Raw genomic sequence first — 17,397 nt, forward strand, 5'->3', positions numbered from 1 at the left:
GAGTCACTTTTATTTATCGATTAATATTTAACACAGGCGTCAAACACTCCTGTAATGACAGACCACCGTGATTATAGTGATCACCCGACACATAGCCTGAGATGCCAGGAGCCATCGCGATAGATACACTAGGATTCCAAAACCAAGGTACGATTAAACCATCGTATTGAACATTGCTTTTCAATATCGCACAGCGGCGCTGACGGTTTGTTCCTAATGACTTATGAATTTCACCTTTTGGCAAGCCATCTGGCACCCATAGCCAACCGTGATCAGTGACGATTTTGATTCGCTTCCATCCTACATCCAACAGACCTCGAATTCGTGCGACCACATCATCTAATACCTGTTCGATGTACTGTGGCATCTTGAGCTGTTGCTCGTGACCTAAGTTGTCTAAGTCTCCTGTCTGAACCCAGGCATAGCCGTTCGGTTCACCAGTCTCAAGGCCATCTAGATATTGCCAATCTCGCTCAGAAAGAAGCTTCTTGAGGTAGTGACTACTAAAAGATGCTTGCGTACTCGCTAATGCGGGAATGAAATCATCATTATCTTCTAAACCAGTTAACAGATCTGCCAGTGGTGTCACAGCGGCTTTTGCTGTTGCAGTTAATGACGGAAGTGCTGACCATTGAGAGGTAAGATCGCTATTAATGCCAATTTCAGAAAGCTTCTTCTCTAGTCGCTTAGCAGTATCAAAACGCAACCCATCCACAAAGAAAATCACTTGGCTACCAACAGAGTAGTTTGCTGATGTTTCTTTTAACTGTTTATCTCCAGGGTAACCATTCAATCGGACTTGATCTTGGAAGTTAAGCGCTACCCTTTCCAACCACGGTGTGTATATAACAGCCAGCACATCAGCAACCAACTGCTGATGGTGAATATCTTTCGCTTTTGCCATCGCACTCAGCACTGCTGCATCAGCCTGCCAAAAACGACTGGTATACAACTCAGCCATGCCCTCTGGAGAACCTGATGTAAATGGAATCTCTGTATGCTCAAGAACAATCGTAACTTGCTCTAAAATGTCTAGCCAAGGAGAAAAGCCTAGCTGAGACCAAATCCAATCTTGGCGCGATTGTTGGCTATTCCACAGTGCAGTGAACGTCTGCTTCAGGTTCTCACGATTACTGCCCGCAATTTGCTTAAATGCATCTTCAATAACAGATTCATCACGCAAGTTTTCGGATAAGTAATTTTGAGCGTCAAAAGCAAGCCCCGATGGTACTACTGTTTTTAGGCGTTCGACCAATGCAGAAAGATTACTTGCTGTCTCTTCAAATCGCTCCCATACACCTTGCCATTCACCTTGAGCATCACAGAGCAACTCCAAAGCAAGTGCCATATTCGCTTCGCTCGGTTCAAAACCGTATCTTGAAATGCATGACTGGCTGAAAATATCCCACTTACTGCCTTGCCATTGCTCAGCTTTTTCGGTTGGGTTGTTTAGCCACCCCAAAATGTCTTTGATAGGATCATCGAGAACGATAGAGTAGAAATCTTCCGCTTCTAACTTCTTACCCAACAGCTTCGTAGCTGGGGTTTCTAGTAGATCGGGCAAAACCTTCAGTATTGCTTCTTGAGTTTTAGTGTCTTTTGCAAGGTCGAGTTCTAGACCTACTTTAGGATTAGTTAAGAACGAACCAACAGACCAGTCACGCCCAGCCGTGTTATACGCCCACCAGCAACCACGGTATTGCAGTTCAGCCAACGGCTGTAAATACTCAGGGCATTGCTCAATAGCTCGCAAATCTTTTCGCCCAACGCCAGGAAGGTAAATGATTGGCGTTTTATCTTCTGGTAGTTCACACTCCTCCAGTTTTCCAGCAATCGCACACTTAACCCAAATCGCTGGGCCTGTACGCTCTTCTGGCTTGTAGTCACCAAGCTCAATAAGCTCAGGCAACTGCTGTTTAATGTATGGCATTGCGGACTGCCATTGGCAATCAATGTCTGTCCACAAAATGGCGGCAGGTGCTACTTGAACCGACTTATTAAAAGTTGCTGAGTTTCGCAACTGCTCGATTAAATAATTGACGACTAACATTAAAGCCTTTCTTTGTTCGAAATTGGTAACGGGTACATCTGCAAAATCTGCTGCACAAGATCTTGCGTTCGACTGTCGATTTGCTCGACCGACCATGAATCAGCTTTAGCAAGCTCAGCATTGAGGTACAAACCATTATTGTATCCCACAGGGCTGCCTTTCTTGTCCTGTCTATCTCGCTTTTCAATAAAGCTTTTGTTTCCAAGCGTACTGTTGTAGCCAGAAATAGTCAGATTACCGAGTTTATGAGCGTGTGTTTCCAAATACTGCTTCGCCAAAGCCTCATCACCTTGTGCGATCATATCGACCCAGCACTGAGGAATATTTTCTCCTTGCGGGAAGATATGCTCAATAGTCCAGACAAACTGCTTACCTTTAACAACCCACAAATTGCGCTCTGTCTCTCGTGTCATCCGACTCTGCTCTAGCGCACACAACACGTAACGACACACCGACTTATTGTCTGCGTATAAGTTGCCTGACAAATCACGTTTAAACGTTTCGTCATCAGCACTAACTCGACTTAAGCTCGTCGCCACCGCATCAACAATTTCATCCCCTTGAAGAGTTGGTATTACCCCAGTCAAATCCATAAAGATTCGAGTAAGATCGCGAGTGGCAGGTTTGTCGGTTGTATTACGTCTAACAAAGAAAGCAATCAATAACTTGGTGATATTTTCTAGGTGATCAAATGACAACCCTAGCTTTTCTTGCTTAGCAAAAAGCAGCATCAGAAGCAGATAAGAAGGCACCCCTTGAACACGTTCTAAATCTTCAAGCAAATAAGAAAGCCTTGGTTGCTCAGGAACCTGGTTATGGCAAATGATCTGTGCATACAGCTCAGAATGCTTAATCATCTTGGCAAGAAATGTCTCTGCATCATGTGAGATAAGCTTCTCATAGACTTGCATCAGGTTCGACTTAGTCGCAACAGGAACACTAACTATGTCTTTCAACTTAGGCTTAAACGCATTGTAGTATTGCCTAAAAAAGCGCTCCTGAACGCCATAATCATCACCGAGGTAACTTAATACCTTCGTCCAATTATTGAAATGCTTGTCGATTTGGCCTTCATCATCACTTTCAAGCTTAGCAAGTAGCTTGTTTTTAATAAGATCAATCGCGGTAAGTGGCACACCTCTATTGTTCAATGATTCAAACAATGTGTACGCATCAGCATGACTTGCCACCTCAATCTTGACTAAGGTTGCAGTATTCACTTTTTCTATTAGCGATGTTAGCGCTGACACTCTATCGCTTGATTCTTGGAGATATTCCTCAATTCGAGAGCTGAAATGTCGGAAAGCTCGAACAATTCGCCGATTACCTGCATTTGATGGGTAGTCAGCTTCTTTGAGTACGCCCGCTTGATTTAATACCCAGAAATAATCCTGCTGATTGCTATTTTGAACCTGCGGCACAATACGTGTCTGATCTGCATTGCTTTTCAAAATCAGCTTATGCTTCAAGTTATGAAGTTCGAGTTGTTGTTCAAATTCGAGTTCTACGTCCAGGTTCTTGAAGCAGGAGTATATGGCTGCTTTAAGCAATGACAGAGTAGTCATTCTCTGTTGACCATCAACCAGCTCTAATGATTGCACAGCTAGTGCGTCAGTACTTTGGTTGATACAGATAATAGAACCTAAAAAGTAGCTTGGATCATTGTCGAGCAAATCCTCAAATAATGTATCCCACTGCCATTTACCCCAAGTGTATTCACGCTGATACCTAGGGATAGCGTAGATGACTTTCTCATCTACGCTAAACAGGGCAGAAACCGCGTAGTTTTCTACCGACTTAATCATTCACTTGTTCCCTAGCCGCTTTCTTTTCAGCGAGCGTCAGGTGGTGATCGTTAATACGACTGCCCTCACTCTCACCGTAGACTGGGCCAAGGTCAAACCATGGAGCGGAAGCTACGTCTGTACCTCGGTCTTTTTTCCAGTGGATGTTTGGCTTACCACGAAGTACACCAGCGCCTTTTTTGCTCACGTCTTTCGCTAACATAAATGGACGGATGTTAAGACGTACCCCGTCATTTAAGTCTGGGTTCCAACCAATCGGTTGCTCTGCTAATGGCTTCCAGCGCACGAAGATGTCTAAGCCAGGCCCTCCAGGTAAAGAGTCGCCTGCGAGAATCGCTTCTAGCTGTGTTTTAAGGTTTTCAGCCGCAGTTAAGCGAATATCTGCACCATCTTTGCCTTCAGCAACGTCACGTTTTTGAGTACTAATCCAGTCATCTAGGTAAGTATAAATCAAGCGCTCAAGACCTTTGTAATCGAGCTTGTGGTAGTTAACAAGGGCAGAGAAACCATCTTTCAAGCCATCCCAAATCTGCCAAATAAATGGGCGGTGTTGGAAGAGTTTCGAGTGTTGGTCAAAGAACTTATCACGCAACCAGCTTTCTAGGTCTTTACCTTTGACCGCTTTTAGTAAATTAGCTTCTACTGTATTTGTCCACTCGTCACCATAAGCTTTGTGTAGAATCGATTCCAAGCGCTTGCCTGCTGTTTTCTCACCACGTACTGCTGGAATACAAACAATGCCATCATCATCAATCAAACCAGCGAAGTCTGCGTTCTTCTTCATCACCTCACGCATTTCTGGCGATAGTTCCATTTCAGGGTCAAGTTCAGCAGGCCATTGATAACCGAGTAAACGAGCTACAGCAACTTGAAGTACCGTGTCATCTTGGCGAAAATTAGCTACAGCAGTCGTTTTAGCCTCTTCGTCCCAAATAACTGATGCGCATGGGTGACCGTGGAAAAGCCACTGAGTTAAGTTGTTAGTATAAGGTTGTGGTAAACCATTAATAAAACTTATCGCAGACGAACCAGACCAAGAGTGTAAATCAAATGGAACTTTTAGAGTAGCAGATGTAGTTACAGCAACTTTAGAATCTAACTTTCTTAGATCTGTTTGAAATTGTGAGCTTGTACAATATGCCAGTATCGCATTATAATTTTCTTCATTCTTAGGAATCAGTACAGTAACACTACTGTCAAACTTATCACCTAAATATATCTTAGAGCTGATTTTTCCAACTGCTGAAACAGCTATACCCTTTTTACCCCAAGCCGTCCGACCTCTTTTGTAATTTTGAACCACATGATTCAAGTGTTTAACACTTTCAGCAAGTTTAGATAATTCACCGTTATCTTCTTCCCAATATATGAGTTCGTCACAGCCAGAATATAAGTCTCCATCTTTAGATGAACTAAGATAATAATCCCATGCCGCCCCAAACTCTGGAACTTCCCAAACTTTCTTATTAAATCGGTCTCTGTCGCCTGTTTTTAAACCAGATGTAGCCGTACAATAGTCAAATAATGTCGATGCATTAACATCAATTGAGCTTATAATTGAATCGGCAGAGTTTAATACTTCATCTTGATTTATAGTCGTAGGTGGCGAGCTTTTTAGTTCACTTTTCTTATTGTCCAACACTAAAGTTTGTTGTACATCCCATAAAGAAAACTCATTAGGACTTTTATTGTATTTCCTTCCTAATGAAACTAGGCATACATTAACAACCTCTCCAGAAATTGTTTCAAAAGCGCCAGAGCCTAGTCGTGATGCTATTGAAAAAGAGGTATCACTCAACAATGACTGACGAAAATGCTTTAGTGTCGGAAGAAATGTCCATGTCTGATTTGATACAAAAGAACATATCCCGTCAACATCACTCAAATCTATCAATTTTTCAATAAACACTGTCTCTAAGCCTGCATGAGACAATGGGTAATTTTCTTGACAATAATCCTTGAGTTTTAAGCTTTGACGTTTTGAACCTAAAAAAGGTACGTTAGTGATAACCCAGCAATAGTGGTGAGATAATAAAGAAGCTGCCTTTGCCAAACCCTTTGCCGATGTTTTAGCGCTACTGGTAACTCCAGGCTTATTGCTGACTAAATTTTGCAACAACTCCCAAGGAGGTGTTTGTCCTTTTTGAAGACTCTTAGTTGGATCAATTAAACTCCCCAAAGTTGGCGCATCTTTAAAGGTATGCTGCATCCAAGCAATTGCACCTGTTAGTGCCTCATCACCTTTTGCTAAATCCTTCCACTCTTTTTGTGCTTCCTCAATCGACATACCTGAACAAGCTAATTGAAGCTCAGGCAATACACGGTAACCACCAGCGTTTGGATAGCGCCATGCTTCTAAAGCCAGTGCAAATGCCGCCAGCTCTACACAGCGTTGGTCAAGTTCAAGACCATGAATATTGTCACGCAGTACAGCATCAATAGCTTGTTGCTCAGAGAGACCCTCAAGGTGCATACGCATAGGGATAAGCATTAAGAAAACAGCAACTAAGAAGTGACCAGAACCACAGCAAGGATCGAGTGTTTTAAGCTCCGACAAGTGCTCAGGCCATTTTTCAAACCCACCTGCTGCTAATTTCCATTGAGCTGCTTTTGATTCGCTGTCGGCATTCTCTTCCTTCGATAAACGCAGATATTCTAGCGGTACTCCAGGAATCGAAGCTAATTGACGAAGTTCTTGCTCATTGTTGGCACGAATTAAATCATCTTGAGTTAGACGTTTATTCGCCCACCATGCGCCTAAAGCATTATCAAGCAAGAAGCTCACCATGTATGGTTCAGTGAATAGCTGGGTAACAGGACTTAACTCTTGCGCACCAATTTTCACACCCGATTTGTTAACCTGTTCTTTCTTCTTAGTCTGCCAGAACTGGTAACACCACCCTAAGCTGTCTTGTGCTTGGTAAGTTTTAGGGTCTATTTGTGCAATTAAATTTTCTAACTCTTCAACGCGGTTCATTGAAAGCTTGATATCGAAAACAGGCGAATCAACACGGAAAATTTGTGGAAGCATTTTCTGCGCCAAGCGACCAGCTAGTTCCCAACCATCTTTGCAATCTGGCTCTTCTTCTGCCAACTCAAAACATTCATCTAGCGTGACTGGTGTGTACTCGTCATACATCAATAGGTCATTTTGCTCTAGGTAACGAGCAAACAGCATACGATGCCAATGCTCATACGCCATTTCGTTGATTAGTCGCTCAGTTTCTTGCTTACCCTTGTTTCCAGGTGAAGAGTCTAACTTGTCGCCGAGCTGACGAGCGTGGGCACGCAACTTATTACGTAGCGCACGTTCTTCTTCGTTTAAATAGCTTGGAGCTTGCGCTTCTGCCACACCCAAACGTTGTAGCGCTTCAAATACAGCTTGTTCTACAATATCGCGGGCTTTAACTACTGTATCTTCTAGCTTCTTACGCAGTGTTTTATCTAATGCTTGTCTCATATCGTTCTTCTTAATTCTATTAGTCTGCCCTACCTAGATAAGAGCATTTGGACTATTGAGATAGTGTTCGTTAACCACAAACTTCAATTCGCCTAGGAGAATACCTCCTAGGCGATGTTCTTTTAGAAGGTGGTATCTAAAAACAAAGTGATATTACTGTGGTACAACTGGCCCGTTTCCTAATTCCGTGCGTAGCTCTCGCTCTATGTCAGCTAGCCACTTCTGCAAGTCATCTTCCGATTCTAGCAATGGCTTGTTGAGCTTGTAATACTTCGTTTTAGGTTGAAGTTCACTGATCGCATCTTTTAATACCGCATCAAAGATGCCAGGAAGCAATGCTACTTTGTCATTCCATCTATTAAAGCTGGTTTCATCCAGTGAGTTAAATACCGAATCTTCATCTGCAATATTAATTGATGGGATGTTATCTAAGTTACGCTTCTTCAAAAACTCATTACGCTTCGCTTCATCAAGCTTTTGCCAGTTTTCATCCGCTAATAGATCAGACATGCACGCTCGATATTCTTCTTCATAACGCTCACGATGTGCAGTTAAAGAAGTTCGAAGTTCATTGGTCGCTTTATCCAACAATGGTTTTACTGGGCAAGGATCAGATAACAAGCTTCGGTTAGTAATGATCGCCTGTTGTTCTTGTTGTAGCTCTTTGTATATCGCAAGTGGGTAGCAGTACTCCATCGCTTGAGTGAGCTTTTTCCATAGCTTAAGACGAAGTTCAGCTTTATGCGCTTGATCTTTCCATTGCTGGAAATCACTAATCAAACGATCTTTGCTATCAAATGCTTTTTGCAGCTGGTCATTACCTGAGTACATTTCAAGATCTGATAGCAAGGCAGTACTTGGTGCCATAGGTAGTGGCGCGTCTCCACCCGCACTACGGGCTACATTTTTCGCATTAATAATGGCAAGGGGCAATTTAGTTGCTTCTTCACCTGTATTGCACGCTTCTTCAAGCAAGGTAGAAACGACACCACGCACTTTAATAAGCTGCACTTTAGATAACGTTACGTTTTCAGGTCGGAATTTAGTTTGCGTCACTGAGCTTCGGTCTAGGCTTTTGGCATCAATCGCACGCTCTTGCACATCAGATGCTCGTAGTACGCCTGCTGCTAACATTGCATACAATGCACCATCGACTACATCGTTACCCCAACCGTATGGCGCGTCTTTGAAGTTATCGCGAATATCTTTGCCCGTTTTCATTGCACCGATATAGCGGTAGACCTCTGCACATACTGGTTGCTGATGTGCTTCGCCATTAAACTCTACAGCTTCAAGTGCGTTAGGGTCAGCAAGCTTACTTGCTTGGCTATAAACTTTTGCCCAGCCACGGCTGTCCGCCATTTTGAATTTGTTGTACAAACGCTGACAAGCTAAAGCACCTGCATTTTGCATCTGCTCTGCAAGTGTCTCACCTTCCACTTCCTGACCACCAGCCAAACGAACTTGGATCTGGGAGAAGATATCATTCAAGAAACCTTTCTTAGCACGTTCAGCCTCGCTCAAACGAGTTTCCATCGCTTGCAGTGCATCTTTACCCGCTTCTGTTGTTGCTCGACCACGTACTTCTAACGTGTTTTCTGCCGCCTTAAGCGCAACAATCGCATTCTTCAACTCACTACGATGGATGGTTGGCACATAGACATAGATGGTTGCACTGTCTGGATCTGCACCACGAGAAAGGTCGTTAAACTGCTTCTCGGTCTGCTCTGGCGCCCAAGCATAAATACGTTTTGTGGCTCCAATTGGTAATTCAGAATCAAATGAAGGATTAATTGCTCTCGGCTCCTTTACTTCTCCTTGAACAATTCGAGCTTGTGCCACTTGTTGGGTGATATAACGTTGGATTTCTTTCGAACGGTACGCCTCTAACGTCTGAGGGTTGCCCATAAGATCGTTTTCTTGCTTACGAAATTCATCATACCAAGCTTGGCTTTCTACCGTTTGAAGACTGAACTCTCGACCTTGACCTGTCTCACGAGACATAATCTCATGTTCATCTTCCAATTGTTGAAGCATCTTGGGCACAAGCGGGCGCAGTTTATGCTTGTCGTTGTGAAGATCTTCTAATAACAAGTCAGATAGTGTATCTACTGTTGCATAAATGCCGTATTCCATCTCTGCTGGTAGCTTGCTGATTAATAAGATTAGAGATAGTAAGCGACCTTGCAGTTGAGAATCCTCATCACCACCACGCTTACGGCTAATGGTTTCGTAAATTTCTTTAGAGATCACACCAGTTTGCAGTAGGTTTGTTGAAATCTGGTCATAAAGAAAATCAGCAGGTACAACGTAGCCCAGCTCTTTGTCTGCGGTTGTCTTTAGTGCTTCATGAACAACACGTAGCTGGTTACGTAGCTGAGAACCTGTGCCCGTTTTATCTAGCGCTGGTAAGATGCGCTCCCAGAAACGTCTACGCACAGGTAATAAAGGGTAATCTGGCACCATCCATTGTTCGTCATCTTTATTGTGTTCGATGGTACTGCCACGAAGGTGACGAGAGATTTCACCTAGGTTGTCGTCCACTACTGTTCGAACAGCACTTTCTGCTGAAGATTTCTTTTGCAGGATAACTTTTCGGATAACTGCATCTACATCCGTATCTTCTAACTGCACAGGGACTTGGAAACGACCCATTAGACGTTGAAGGTTTGCCATACCAGACAAGGCACTTTGCCCTGTTGCTACAAATAATAACTTTGACTTAAGCGCACTAGCGCCGCTACAGGTTTCGACTACCTCTTGTACATCAAACGCTTTCTGAACGTTATCACCGATGTATTGTTGCACTTCATCCAATACAACTAAAGTTAGTGGTAGTTCACCGTCATTAGAGATGGCATCTACAATCGCAGAGACCATCTCATCATTGGTCACATCATCAATAATCTTGTATTGGGCGCGTAGCATCTCGCGCACTTCTTTCATATCTGCGCCGATACCTGGAATTGCTTGCAGAACTGCGTCATGCATGATTGGAGATACGTGCAGGTTTTTAAGCTCTTTCGTCCAAGGATCTACACCCTCTTTCACTTTTGCCTTAGCTCCAACAAACGACTTAACTTGTTCAAAAACGCCTTCAGCTTTTAGCCACATAACAAAGCGAGCTAGATGATATTGCTCTGGTAAACCAGCAGATTTAAAAATAATACCGAGGAATGCCATGCGAACTTTATCACCAGCACCTGCACCTAAAGTACCTGATGCTGCGTAAATCCCACCGTTGCTTGCTGCAATAGATGATAGCTCGTCAAAGTGTTTCACAATGTGCTCAGGTAAATCTGCGGTTGAACGTGCATTAGAGCCATTGTTTAGCGTTTGGTTTGTCCAAAGAGTACGAAGCATCTTTGCAAGGTGAGATTTACCTGAACCAAAGAAGCCACTAATCCACACGCCTGGTTGTTCGTTGTTTGTCTTAAACGCTGACAAATAGTTGCTCAAAATGCTGTCCATACCTCTAGCATAGGCACCATCACAAACGAATGTACGCAACTCATATTCCAGCGTGTCTAAAGCACCTTTTGATAAGTCATCTTTTACCTGAGCAACCCCGTTGTTAGCCAAGCGACTATCAATTGGATCGTTAACGAAAATTTCACGGTTTAACATTGAATAAAGCCCTTATGACGTTGCTGAAATGGCAGTTGCGTGATATCCCCAACCGTCTTTCGCATCTAATAATTGATAATTGTTATTTTGTACTTCGCCTGGGAAGAAGACCACTAAACGACCAGTCACCTTTTCTGCTAACGACTCTACAACGCCCGATACAGACGCAAAGCCAAATAAGGTGCCACAACCTAATAGAGTGATAACCCCATCTTCCGATTGATTTGATTCAACTTTACTGATGAGTTCATCCACCAACTCATCGGCGAAGTCATCGTAGAGTCCTTTAAGATACTCAGGATCTTCAAAGTATGTTTCTTTGTAATCTTGCTCTGACATCCAGTTTTCAAAACTATGAGTCAAATCTAGCAGTTGCCAAGGGTGGTCATGCTTAACGCAAGCCTGCTCAAACTCTTCGACACGCGCACGTAGTTTTAGCTCGTCTTCTTTGTGGTAGACCAAAAAAATAGTTCGCTCATCAGCAGACACCGCGACAGGCCACGGAATGCTTATGTGTTTTTCAAAGCTTGTTAGTAGTTTAAATAATCGGTCTGACATCATTAGTCCTCAGATTCATTAAATTCGGGCATGACTAGACCTGGGAAAGTTACTTCAACCACTTCACTTGCCTGCTTGAAGTTAATCATTCCTCTTAGTGATGCTCTATGTGCTAGTTCAAACAATCGTTCTTTATCTTGAGCCAACATGCGACACCAGAAACTATCGAACAAGCGTTGACCACTAAGTCCATGGCAGTGGGCAAGAAATAGAGCATAAGCAACGTTCACGTAGCTTACTTCTGGGATTTCTCGATACTTCTTTGCCCTGCCTGATAGATAACCAGCTTGCGTCCAGGTGCCATTAATATTTTGTGCGAATGATTTTAGTGATGCTGCACTGAAACGTTCAGAATCATCCTTCGATAAGAACGTCTCCATTGTCTCTCTAGCTAGGTGCTGACCTGGCTCTAAGCTAAGAACTACTTCAGCAGAACTACGCAACAATGGATCTCTGGCTACAGCAAGTTGCAGTGCTAGAATCGGTTGAGATCCCTCATGTTGCTCCCACCAATCTCGAAACACTTGAAATAAGAAAATATCTGGTGATAAACCATACATTGAAGCCAGAGGTTGGAAACTGTACTTACGTGCATTTTCGCTTGGTTTTTGAAGGACATTGAATACTTCAATGTCTTCTCTATAGTCTTCGAGTGTCGCGTTTTCAGGACGTCCAAATAGTAAAATTTTCAGCTCTTCGATCATCATGCTACGAGATGTATGAGCACCACTATTACCAAACTTGAAACCTAGTGCTTTTAATTGAGCTTCATTATTCATTTCTGTTACCTTCGTAACCAGGAGCTAAGTTCGCAGTCTCAACACCATAAATGGCTGCATTTTCTTCCAGTGCTAAATGGTATTTCTGAGGGTTTAATTGATAAGTACTTGAGCAATCCACATTCCATTGGTTTAGCAAATAGCCAGCCAGCGCAGCACGACTCTCCACATGAAGTCTTCCCTTAACCATGCCGTAATCAAGCTCAATCGCTTCTGGATGCTTAGCCTTAGGATGGGGAGTTAATGTCAAGTCCACAATTCGATTCCACTGTTTGTCTGCTGCTATCGATTCTTTAATGCTGTCGACTTCGTTTAGAGCAAGGCTCGCAGATTTGATTCGGGTAAGAACGAAATCACGAAACGAACTTGTCGAACGGTCATAAGCACGAACATGCCAACGACTGCCGTTATTCGCAAGACTATGAGGCACAATGCTTCTTGTGGAGTTACCTGAACTTAGGGAAACGTACTTAACCTTTAAGGCTGTCTTTTTGTGGATAGCACGCATGATCGCAGACAAAATATCTGTTGAAGGTTTATTCAACTGCTGTGCCTGAACACAAACTTGGCTGTTTTCCAATTGGCTCGCCAATCCATCACCAAAGCCTCTAGCAAGGCTCACTAACACGGTATCGGGATCGTGCTCAAACAGAGGCAAAAACTGCTCTGTACGATGATAAGACTTTGATTGATGGATTAGCTCTAAATTGAGTGGTGCGAACTCTTTATAAGTGGCAAAATCGCGAGTTGCTGCTGCTAAACCCGTCTGGAATTTAGCGATGAGGTCTGCTCTAGTAATCTCGCCAAAATAGCTCAAGCTAAAATCAATAAAAGCTAGGCGTTCTCGTTGTGCGTGAGGTAATTGTTCGAGTTTTTTCATCAGAAACTTCTGTTGAGAATGTCTGACGGTAAATATACTCTAAACACAAGCATGGTACAATCAAAATGATTAGATGGTGTGATATAGAAAGTTAGTTAATGTATTATGAGTTTGCTAATGGAAAACGGCCATTGGCTGTCCGTTTTCAAACTCAAGGTTAGTTAGGCTTTACATCCCCAGAAAAACCAAACATGTTTGGTTTTCCTGAAAACAGACGAGTGGATACTCTCTTCTTCAATACTGAATGTATTACTCTAATTCTTATCAGTTCTTAGCGGATTTAAGAATTCTTAAAGTGGTTAAGAATTCCTAAGAACTAAGCACCTCAATCATTCGTTTTCCTAAACCTTTGACCAACTTTTTCATCTCCTTTCTCTAGATGTCTGGAGCTTACTGTTCGTTGTTTGGGGTGTTTTTTTGCTTTTCGCTCTGCCATTAGTACCTCTGCATGTTGTGCTGCAAGTGTATTCTTTCGTGATCGCCGAGATAGGTTATCCGCTCCACACTCGCTATTCTTGAAGTCCCCAAACTCTTTTTTATAAGCGCTCTCTAATATTTCTACTTGGGACTCAGCTTCATTTAAGTTGTTTTTCGCCGAAAGTAGTTCAGCATTAATTACACCACTTTCATCAAAAAACTCTTCAGACTTACCATGCAAAGCACACATCATACGCTGCTTCTTATACTCTGCTCTCGCTTCTCTACAAACTTGGCGGGCACGCTTAATTTGTTGGTAAGCGACTTCTGGCGGTGTCAATAACGCTTCAAGTTCCCTAATTTGAGCTTCAGCATCTAGAATTTGCTTCTCACAACCAGAAATTTTTTCCTCTTTCGTTAGATATTTAGATATTTCCTTGCCATGGTTAATCGCATTAATACGTTTGCCGATACGTCTAATTAGAGCTTCTAAATCATCAATCTCATTATTTTTTGGTTGCCCTGAATGACCTATACCTTTTGGCTTATTTATCACAGGGTCATTGTAAGATTGAATATCAAATTCACTCATTTTAGTACGTGACTCTTGGTTCTCTATCTCGCGAACACGAGCAACTGCAACCTGATATCCCTCATGAGCTTTGAGTGCAATATCTTTAGCCGTTTGAGCAGGTCTTCCGCGCCGAGATTTATTTAAAGCCACAATTCCTTCTCGGTCTTCTTCAGTTTCCATCCGTGCAGCAGCGATCAGCTCTTGAAGCTTCACATGTAATCTACAGGCAGCCCTAACAGCTTTTTCATACTCAGTTAAAGGTTTCCTCGCCATCAAATCTACCTTTTGTTTATTTTTAATATATTAAATTGAAAACAATCACTATGCATCAATAATAATTTAATCAAACCTACTCTCACCAGCACATTAATACCATCCGCCATTATTTTTAAATTATTAATTATGGACATTTAAAGGCTCTACAATGTTCTTTCGGAGAATTAGTTTATTATATTAATGTATTGGGAAACTAGGCTCTTTAACACCTAATTGGAACAACAAATGATCGTAATAGACTGTTGATAAGCCAACATCATTGAGCATCCTTTGGGCGCTCCTTATACTTACATTCAACATTAAAGAGAGAGTTTTAGAACAAGGCTTTTTTAGATGATTCATATATCCAAGACTTAGCAAAAGCTTTCTTAACTCCTCCGCTGACAGCTCTGATTTTTGTTCGAATTGCTCTGCAATACTCATTACACCCTCAAGCTCATCTTTAATTATTTTTAAAATATTATTTTATGTTCATTTTAAAAATATTGCAACCCTTTAGTCTCTAAACCAAAGTATCTAGCGTTTTTTATGGCAAGTGGTGATAGCGTATAGACGTTCACATTAACTGATTTGCCACCAATTACGCGCTTCCGCCGTCTACTTCTAAACCCTGCTGCTTCAAGAATCGCTTTAACAGACTTTTGTACACCTGACGGGCTCATTTTCTCTGCAACTCGCAAATTCTGAACGAGAGATTCATTGATAATTTCAACGCTCGGCAGCATCTGTTTAAAAATATCCATAGCAATACTCTGATTGATCAAAACCTCTGAGTTACCAGGCTTTCCAACTATCGCTTTTTCAAACGCCTCACGTACTAAAGAATTTTCATTTTCAAAGAACCTGAATGCACTCTTTGAAAATTTATTACAGAAATCAATCTCAGCTTTGGTAATTTCTTTAATGCCAGTTTTTTGCTGATACTCATAACGCTTAACCTCAAAGTGCTCTTGTCTCGTCCTACCAACTTTCTTCTCAAGCCCCTTTATTTCGGCTTCTGTTTTATTCTCAGCTTCCAGTGTGCACTTAACTTCATTCTCTTTGTTTCCTTTAGCATTGCTTTTAGCACCTTCCTCTACGGCCTTCACCTCTTCTTCTGAAGCATTTAGAGAGGCGTGCTCAGCCATACAGAACTTTAGAGCCCTGAGAGTCTCAGTGAGAGTAATTGAAATATTGCTAGTAAGCAGCTCATGCTCTGTTTTGTATTCAGCAAGCATTCGATCAAATGCTGCATCTTCTGTGGTATCTGCTGTTTTTAGCAAGGCTACATGATCGACTGTTATTTTGTGCTTAGTACTAACACCAAATACGATCTCTGTAGCTGTCCTAAACCGTCTTGCAAACTGCACTGTGCTCGCAGGGTCAAGCACACCATTGGCAATTACAAACACTTTATTGGTGTAATGATAAGTTATGGAAAACCCTCGTCCTAAGGTCGGTGAACATAAAATAGCCCTATACTTTTTTTGAGCTAATATAGTGTTTGGATCGTCAAGAAATTCTTTCTGCTCCTTTCTACCGCTCGTTGCTGAGTTTAGAACCAGAAAGCCCGCTTCAAGTGCAGTTTCATCATTAAGGTCTAACCCTTTCAAGAAGTCATTTAACTCTCTTACCTGGTCAAACATTACCACTACATAGTCTCTACATCCTCGAATTAAGTTTGCTGCTTCCTGCATTACCATTGCTTTAGTGGCAACACTTGCAGTAATATCACTATAGTCCTGCTCAATGTTATAAATTTGGATATCAGGACGAATAGAAACTAGAAATTTAGCAGTCAGTGGCGAGATATCGGCGTCAGCAACAACCAGCCTCGGTGCCAATTTAATTACTCTCACTAATGCCCCAATAATTGACTTGCGCTCTGCCCTGCACATGCGTCGCTTAGATTTTTCACTATCATTACCTAACAAGATTCCTCGAATGCAAGATTCGATTTCATCAATTACAACCAGATCGCTACCAAGAACTTGGTCAAGAAAAATCTTTCGGTTCAGAGAATTGATGCACACAGCGAATGCATTTGGATTTGTAGCATCAATAATGTTCTGCCCCACCTCATAGCTGGTAAAGCCTGCACAAACATCTTCATGCGTTTTAGAATTCTTGCTAATAATTGCCTTTAGAGATGTGATAAATGACACTTTCTTGCCATTCTCTAAAGCTTCCTTGATGGCAGGGTCGATGTAGTCAACATTTTTACCTAAGCCAGTTTGAGCTTTCATTGCTGACGCCACCGCATTAGATGCTTCTTTAATGTTATTTATATTTAAAATATTATTAAATTTAGGCAAAAACAAATTGCCCTTCACCGTGTTCGCCAGCTTCCAATTTTTTCGGCTGATAACATCTTCAGTTACTGGTCGCGGCATACCTAGCTTAGTAAGAGTTTTAACCAGCTTTGCTTTACCCATTTTTACGTTGATTATCGACTGAATAATGGATACCAAAGCATTTCTGTAAATACTATCGCCAGTCAGTATAAGCATACGTGCATTCAAACTAAAAGTGTCTTTGAAACTGAAGCGTTCACGAGTTTCGAAACAAACAACATCGCTCTTGTAAGTGAAACGTTGTTCTTGAATAGCATCAGATAGCTTGTCTTTACTAACTGTAACGATAAGCTTAATTGATTTGTCATTTAAGTAGTAATCGAAAACATCAGGCATTGCACTCTCATTACTCACCTCAATGATTCTTGCTTGAGGATCTTGTTCTAGTATCCTCTTAGTAATCCGCTCTGGAGCTATTGCGATTTCTACCTTTTTAGATTCGCTAAAATCAATATTATGCGCTATGTGCGGGGCTGTATGCTTTGCCTTCTCTAATCCCTTCATGTGAACCTGTATTTTTAATTCTGTCCAATACAGATACAGTACTACGCAAATTTGTCGCAGTCAAAGTTATTTTTAAAATATTAATAATGAAGAAACTAGATATATTGAATCACAGCATAGATGGACGTTTGAAC

9 protein-coding genes are annotated in these 17,397 nt (G+C 41.9%); all 9 read right to left on the bottom strand.

Annotated features, from left to right (window positions below; genetic code table 11):
- Positions 1–13: 13 nt before the first annotated feature.
- Entirely contained in the window at positions 14–2,050 is a 2,037-nt protein-coding gene (gene pglZ / locus AC3CHU_RS10395; RefSeq protein WP_488524495.1) for a BREX-1 system phosphatase PglZ type B, read from the bottom strand.
- A complete protein-coding gene (locus tag AC3CHU_RS10400; RefSeq protein WP_488524496.1) occupies positions 2,050–3,855 on the bottom strand; it encodes a DUF262 domain-containing protein in 1,806 nt (601 codons plus the stop codon). The genes pglZ and AC3CHU_RS10400 overlap by 1 nt, the downstream gene beginning before the upstream one ends.
- Positions 3,848–7,315 (bottom strand): Eco57I restriction-modification methylase domain-containing protein, encoded by a 3,468-nt coding sequence (locus tag AC3CHU_RS10405; protein WP_488524497.1) that lies wholly within the window; start codon positions 7,313–7,315, stop codon positions 3,848–3,850. Before AC3CHU_RS10405 ends, AC3CHU_RS10400 begins: the two co-directional genes overlap by 8 nt.
- A gap of 153 nt (positions 7,316–7,468) precedes the next feature.
- Complete coding sequence (brxC, locus tag AC3CHU_RS10410; protein ID WP_488524498.1) at positions 7,469–10,942, bottom strand: BREX system P-loop protein BrxC; 3,474 nt, start codon at positions 10,940–10,942, stop codon at positions 7,469–7,471.
- A 12-nt stretch (positions 10,943–10,954) separates the two neighbouring features.
- A complete protein-coding gene (locus AC3CHU_RS10415; RefSeq protein ID WP_488524499.1) occupies positions 10,955–11,500 on the bottom strand; it encodes a BREX protein BrxB domain-containing protein in 546 nt (181 codons plus the stop codon).
- A 2-nt stretch (positions 11,501–11,502) separates the two neighbouring features.
- Positions 11,503–12,279, bottom strand: coding sequence for a hypothetical protein (locus AC3CHU_RS10420; protein ID WP_488524500.1), 777 nt, complete (start codon positions 12,277–12,279; stop codon positions 11,503–11,505).
- Positions 12,272–13,159: a helix-turn-helix transcriptional regulator gene (locus AC3CHU_RS10425; protein WP_488524501.1), complete on the bottom strand. Its 888-nt coding sequence runs from the start codon at positions 13,157–13,159 to the stop codon at positions 12,272–12,274. Before AC3CHU_RS10425 ends, AC3CHU_RS10420 begins: the two co-directional genes overlap by 8 nt.
- 325 nt (positions 13,160–13,484) lie before the next feature.
- The gene (locus tag AC3CHU_RS10430) at positions 13,485–14,423 is read right to left on the bottom strand and encodes a hypothetical protein (protein WP_488524502.1); all 939 of its coding nucleotides are present in this window, start codon (positions 14,421–14,423) and stop codon (positions 13,485–13,487) included.
- 479 nt (positions 14,424–14,902) lie between these two features.
- Positions 14,903–17,263 carry a hypothetical protein gene (locus AC3CHU_RS10435; RefSeq protein WP_488524503.1) on the bottom strand — a complete coding sequence of 787 codons (2,361 nt, stop codon included), beginning with the start codon at positions 17,261–17,263 and terminating at the stop codon, positions 14,903–14,905.
- Between the last annotated feature and the right edge of the window lie 134 nt (positions 17,264–17,397).

It is taken from the genome of Vibrio sp. QJM3NY_39 (genome assembly GCF_057785895.1).

What these genes read in the sequence shown, in the direction of transcription:
- pglZ (WP_488524495.1), bottom strand. Translation starts at nt 2,050, where the DNA reads ATGTTAGTCGTCAATTATTTAATCGAGCAGTTGCGAAACTCAGCAACT.
- AC3CHU_RS10400 (WP_488524496.1), bottom strand. Translation starts at nt 3,855, where the DNA reads ATGATTAAGTCGGTAGAAAACTACGCGGTTTCTGCCCTGTTTAGCGTA.
- AC3CHU_RS10405 (WP_488524497.1), bottom strand. Translation starts at nt 7,315, where the DNA reads ATGAGACAAGCATTAGATAAAACACTGCGTAAGAAGCTAGAAGATACA.
- brxC (WP_488524498.1), bottom strand. Translation starts at nt 10,942, where the DNA reads ATGTTAAACCGTGAAATTTTCGTTAACGATCCAATTGATAGTCGCTTG.
- AC3CHU_RS10415 (WP_488524499.1), bottom strand. Translation starts at nt 11,500, where the DNA reads ATGTCAGACCGATTATTTAAACTACTAACAAGCTTTGAAAAACACATA.
- AC3CHU_RS10420 (WP_488524500.1), bottom strand. Translation starts at nt 12,279, where the DNA reads ATGAATAATGAAGCTCAATTAAAAGCACTAGGTTTCAAGTTTGGTAAT.
- AC3CHU_RS10425 (WP_488524501.1), bottom strand. Translation starts at nt 13,159, where the DNA reads ATGAAAAAACTCGAACAATTACCTCACGCACAACGAGAACGCCTAGCT.
- AC3CHU_RS10430 (WP_488524502.1), bottom strand. Translation starts at nt 14,423, where the DNA reads ATGGCGAGGAAACCTTTAACTGAGTATGAAAAAGCTGTTAGGGCTGCC.
- AC3CHU_RS10435 (WP_488524503.1), bottom strand. Translation starts at nt 17,263, where the DNA reads ATGAAGGGATTAGAGAAGGCAAAGCATACAGCCCCGCACATAGCGCAT.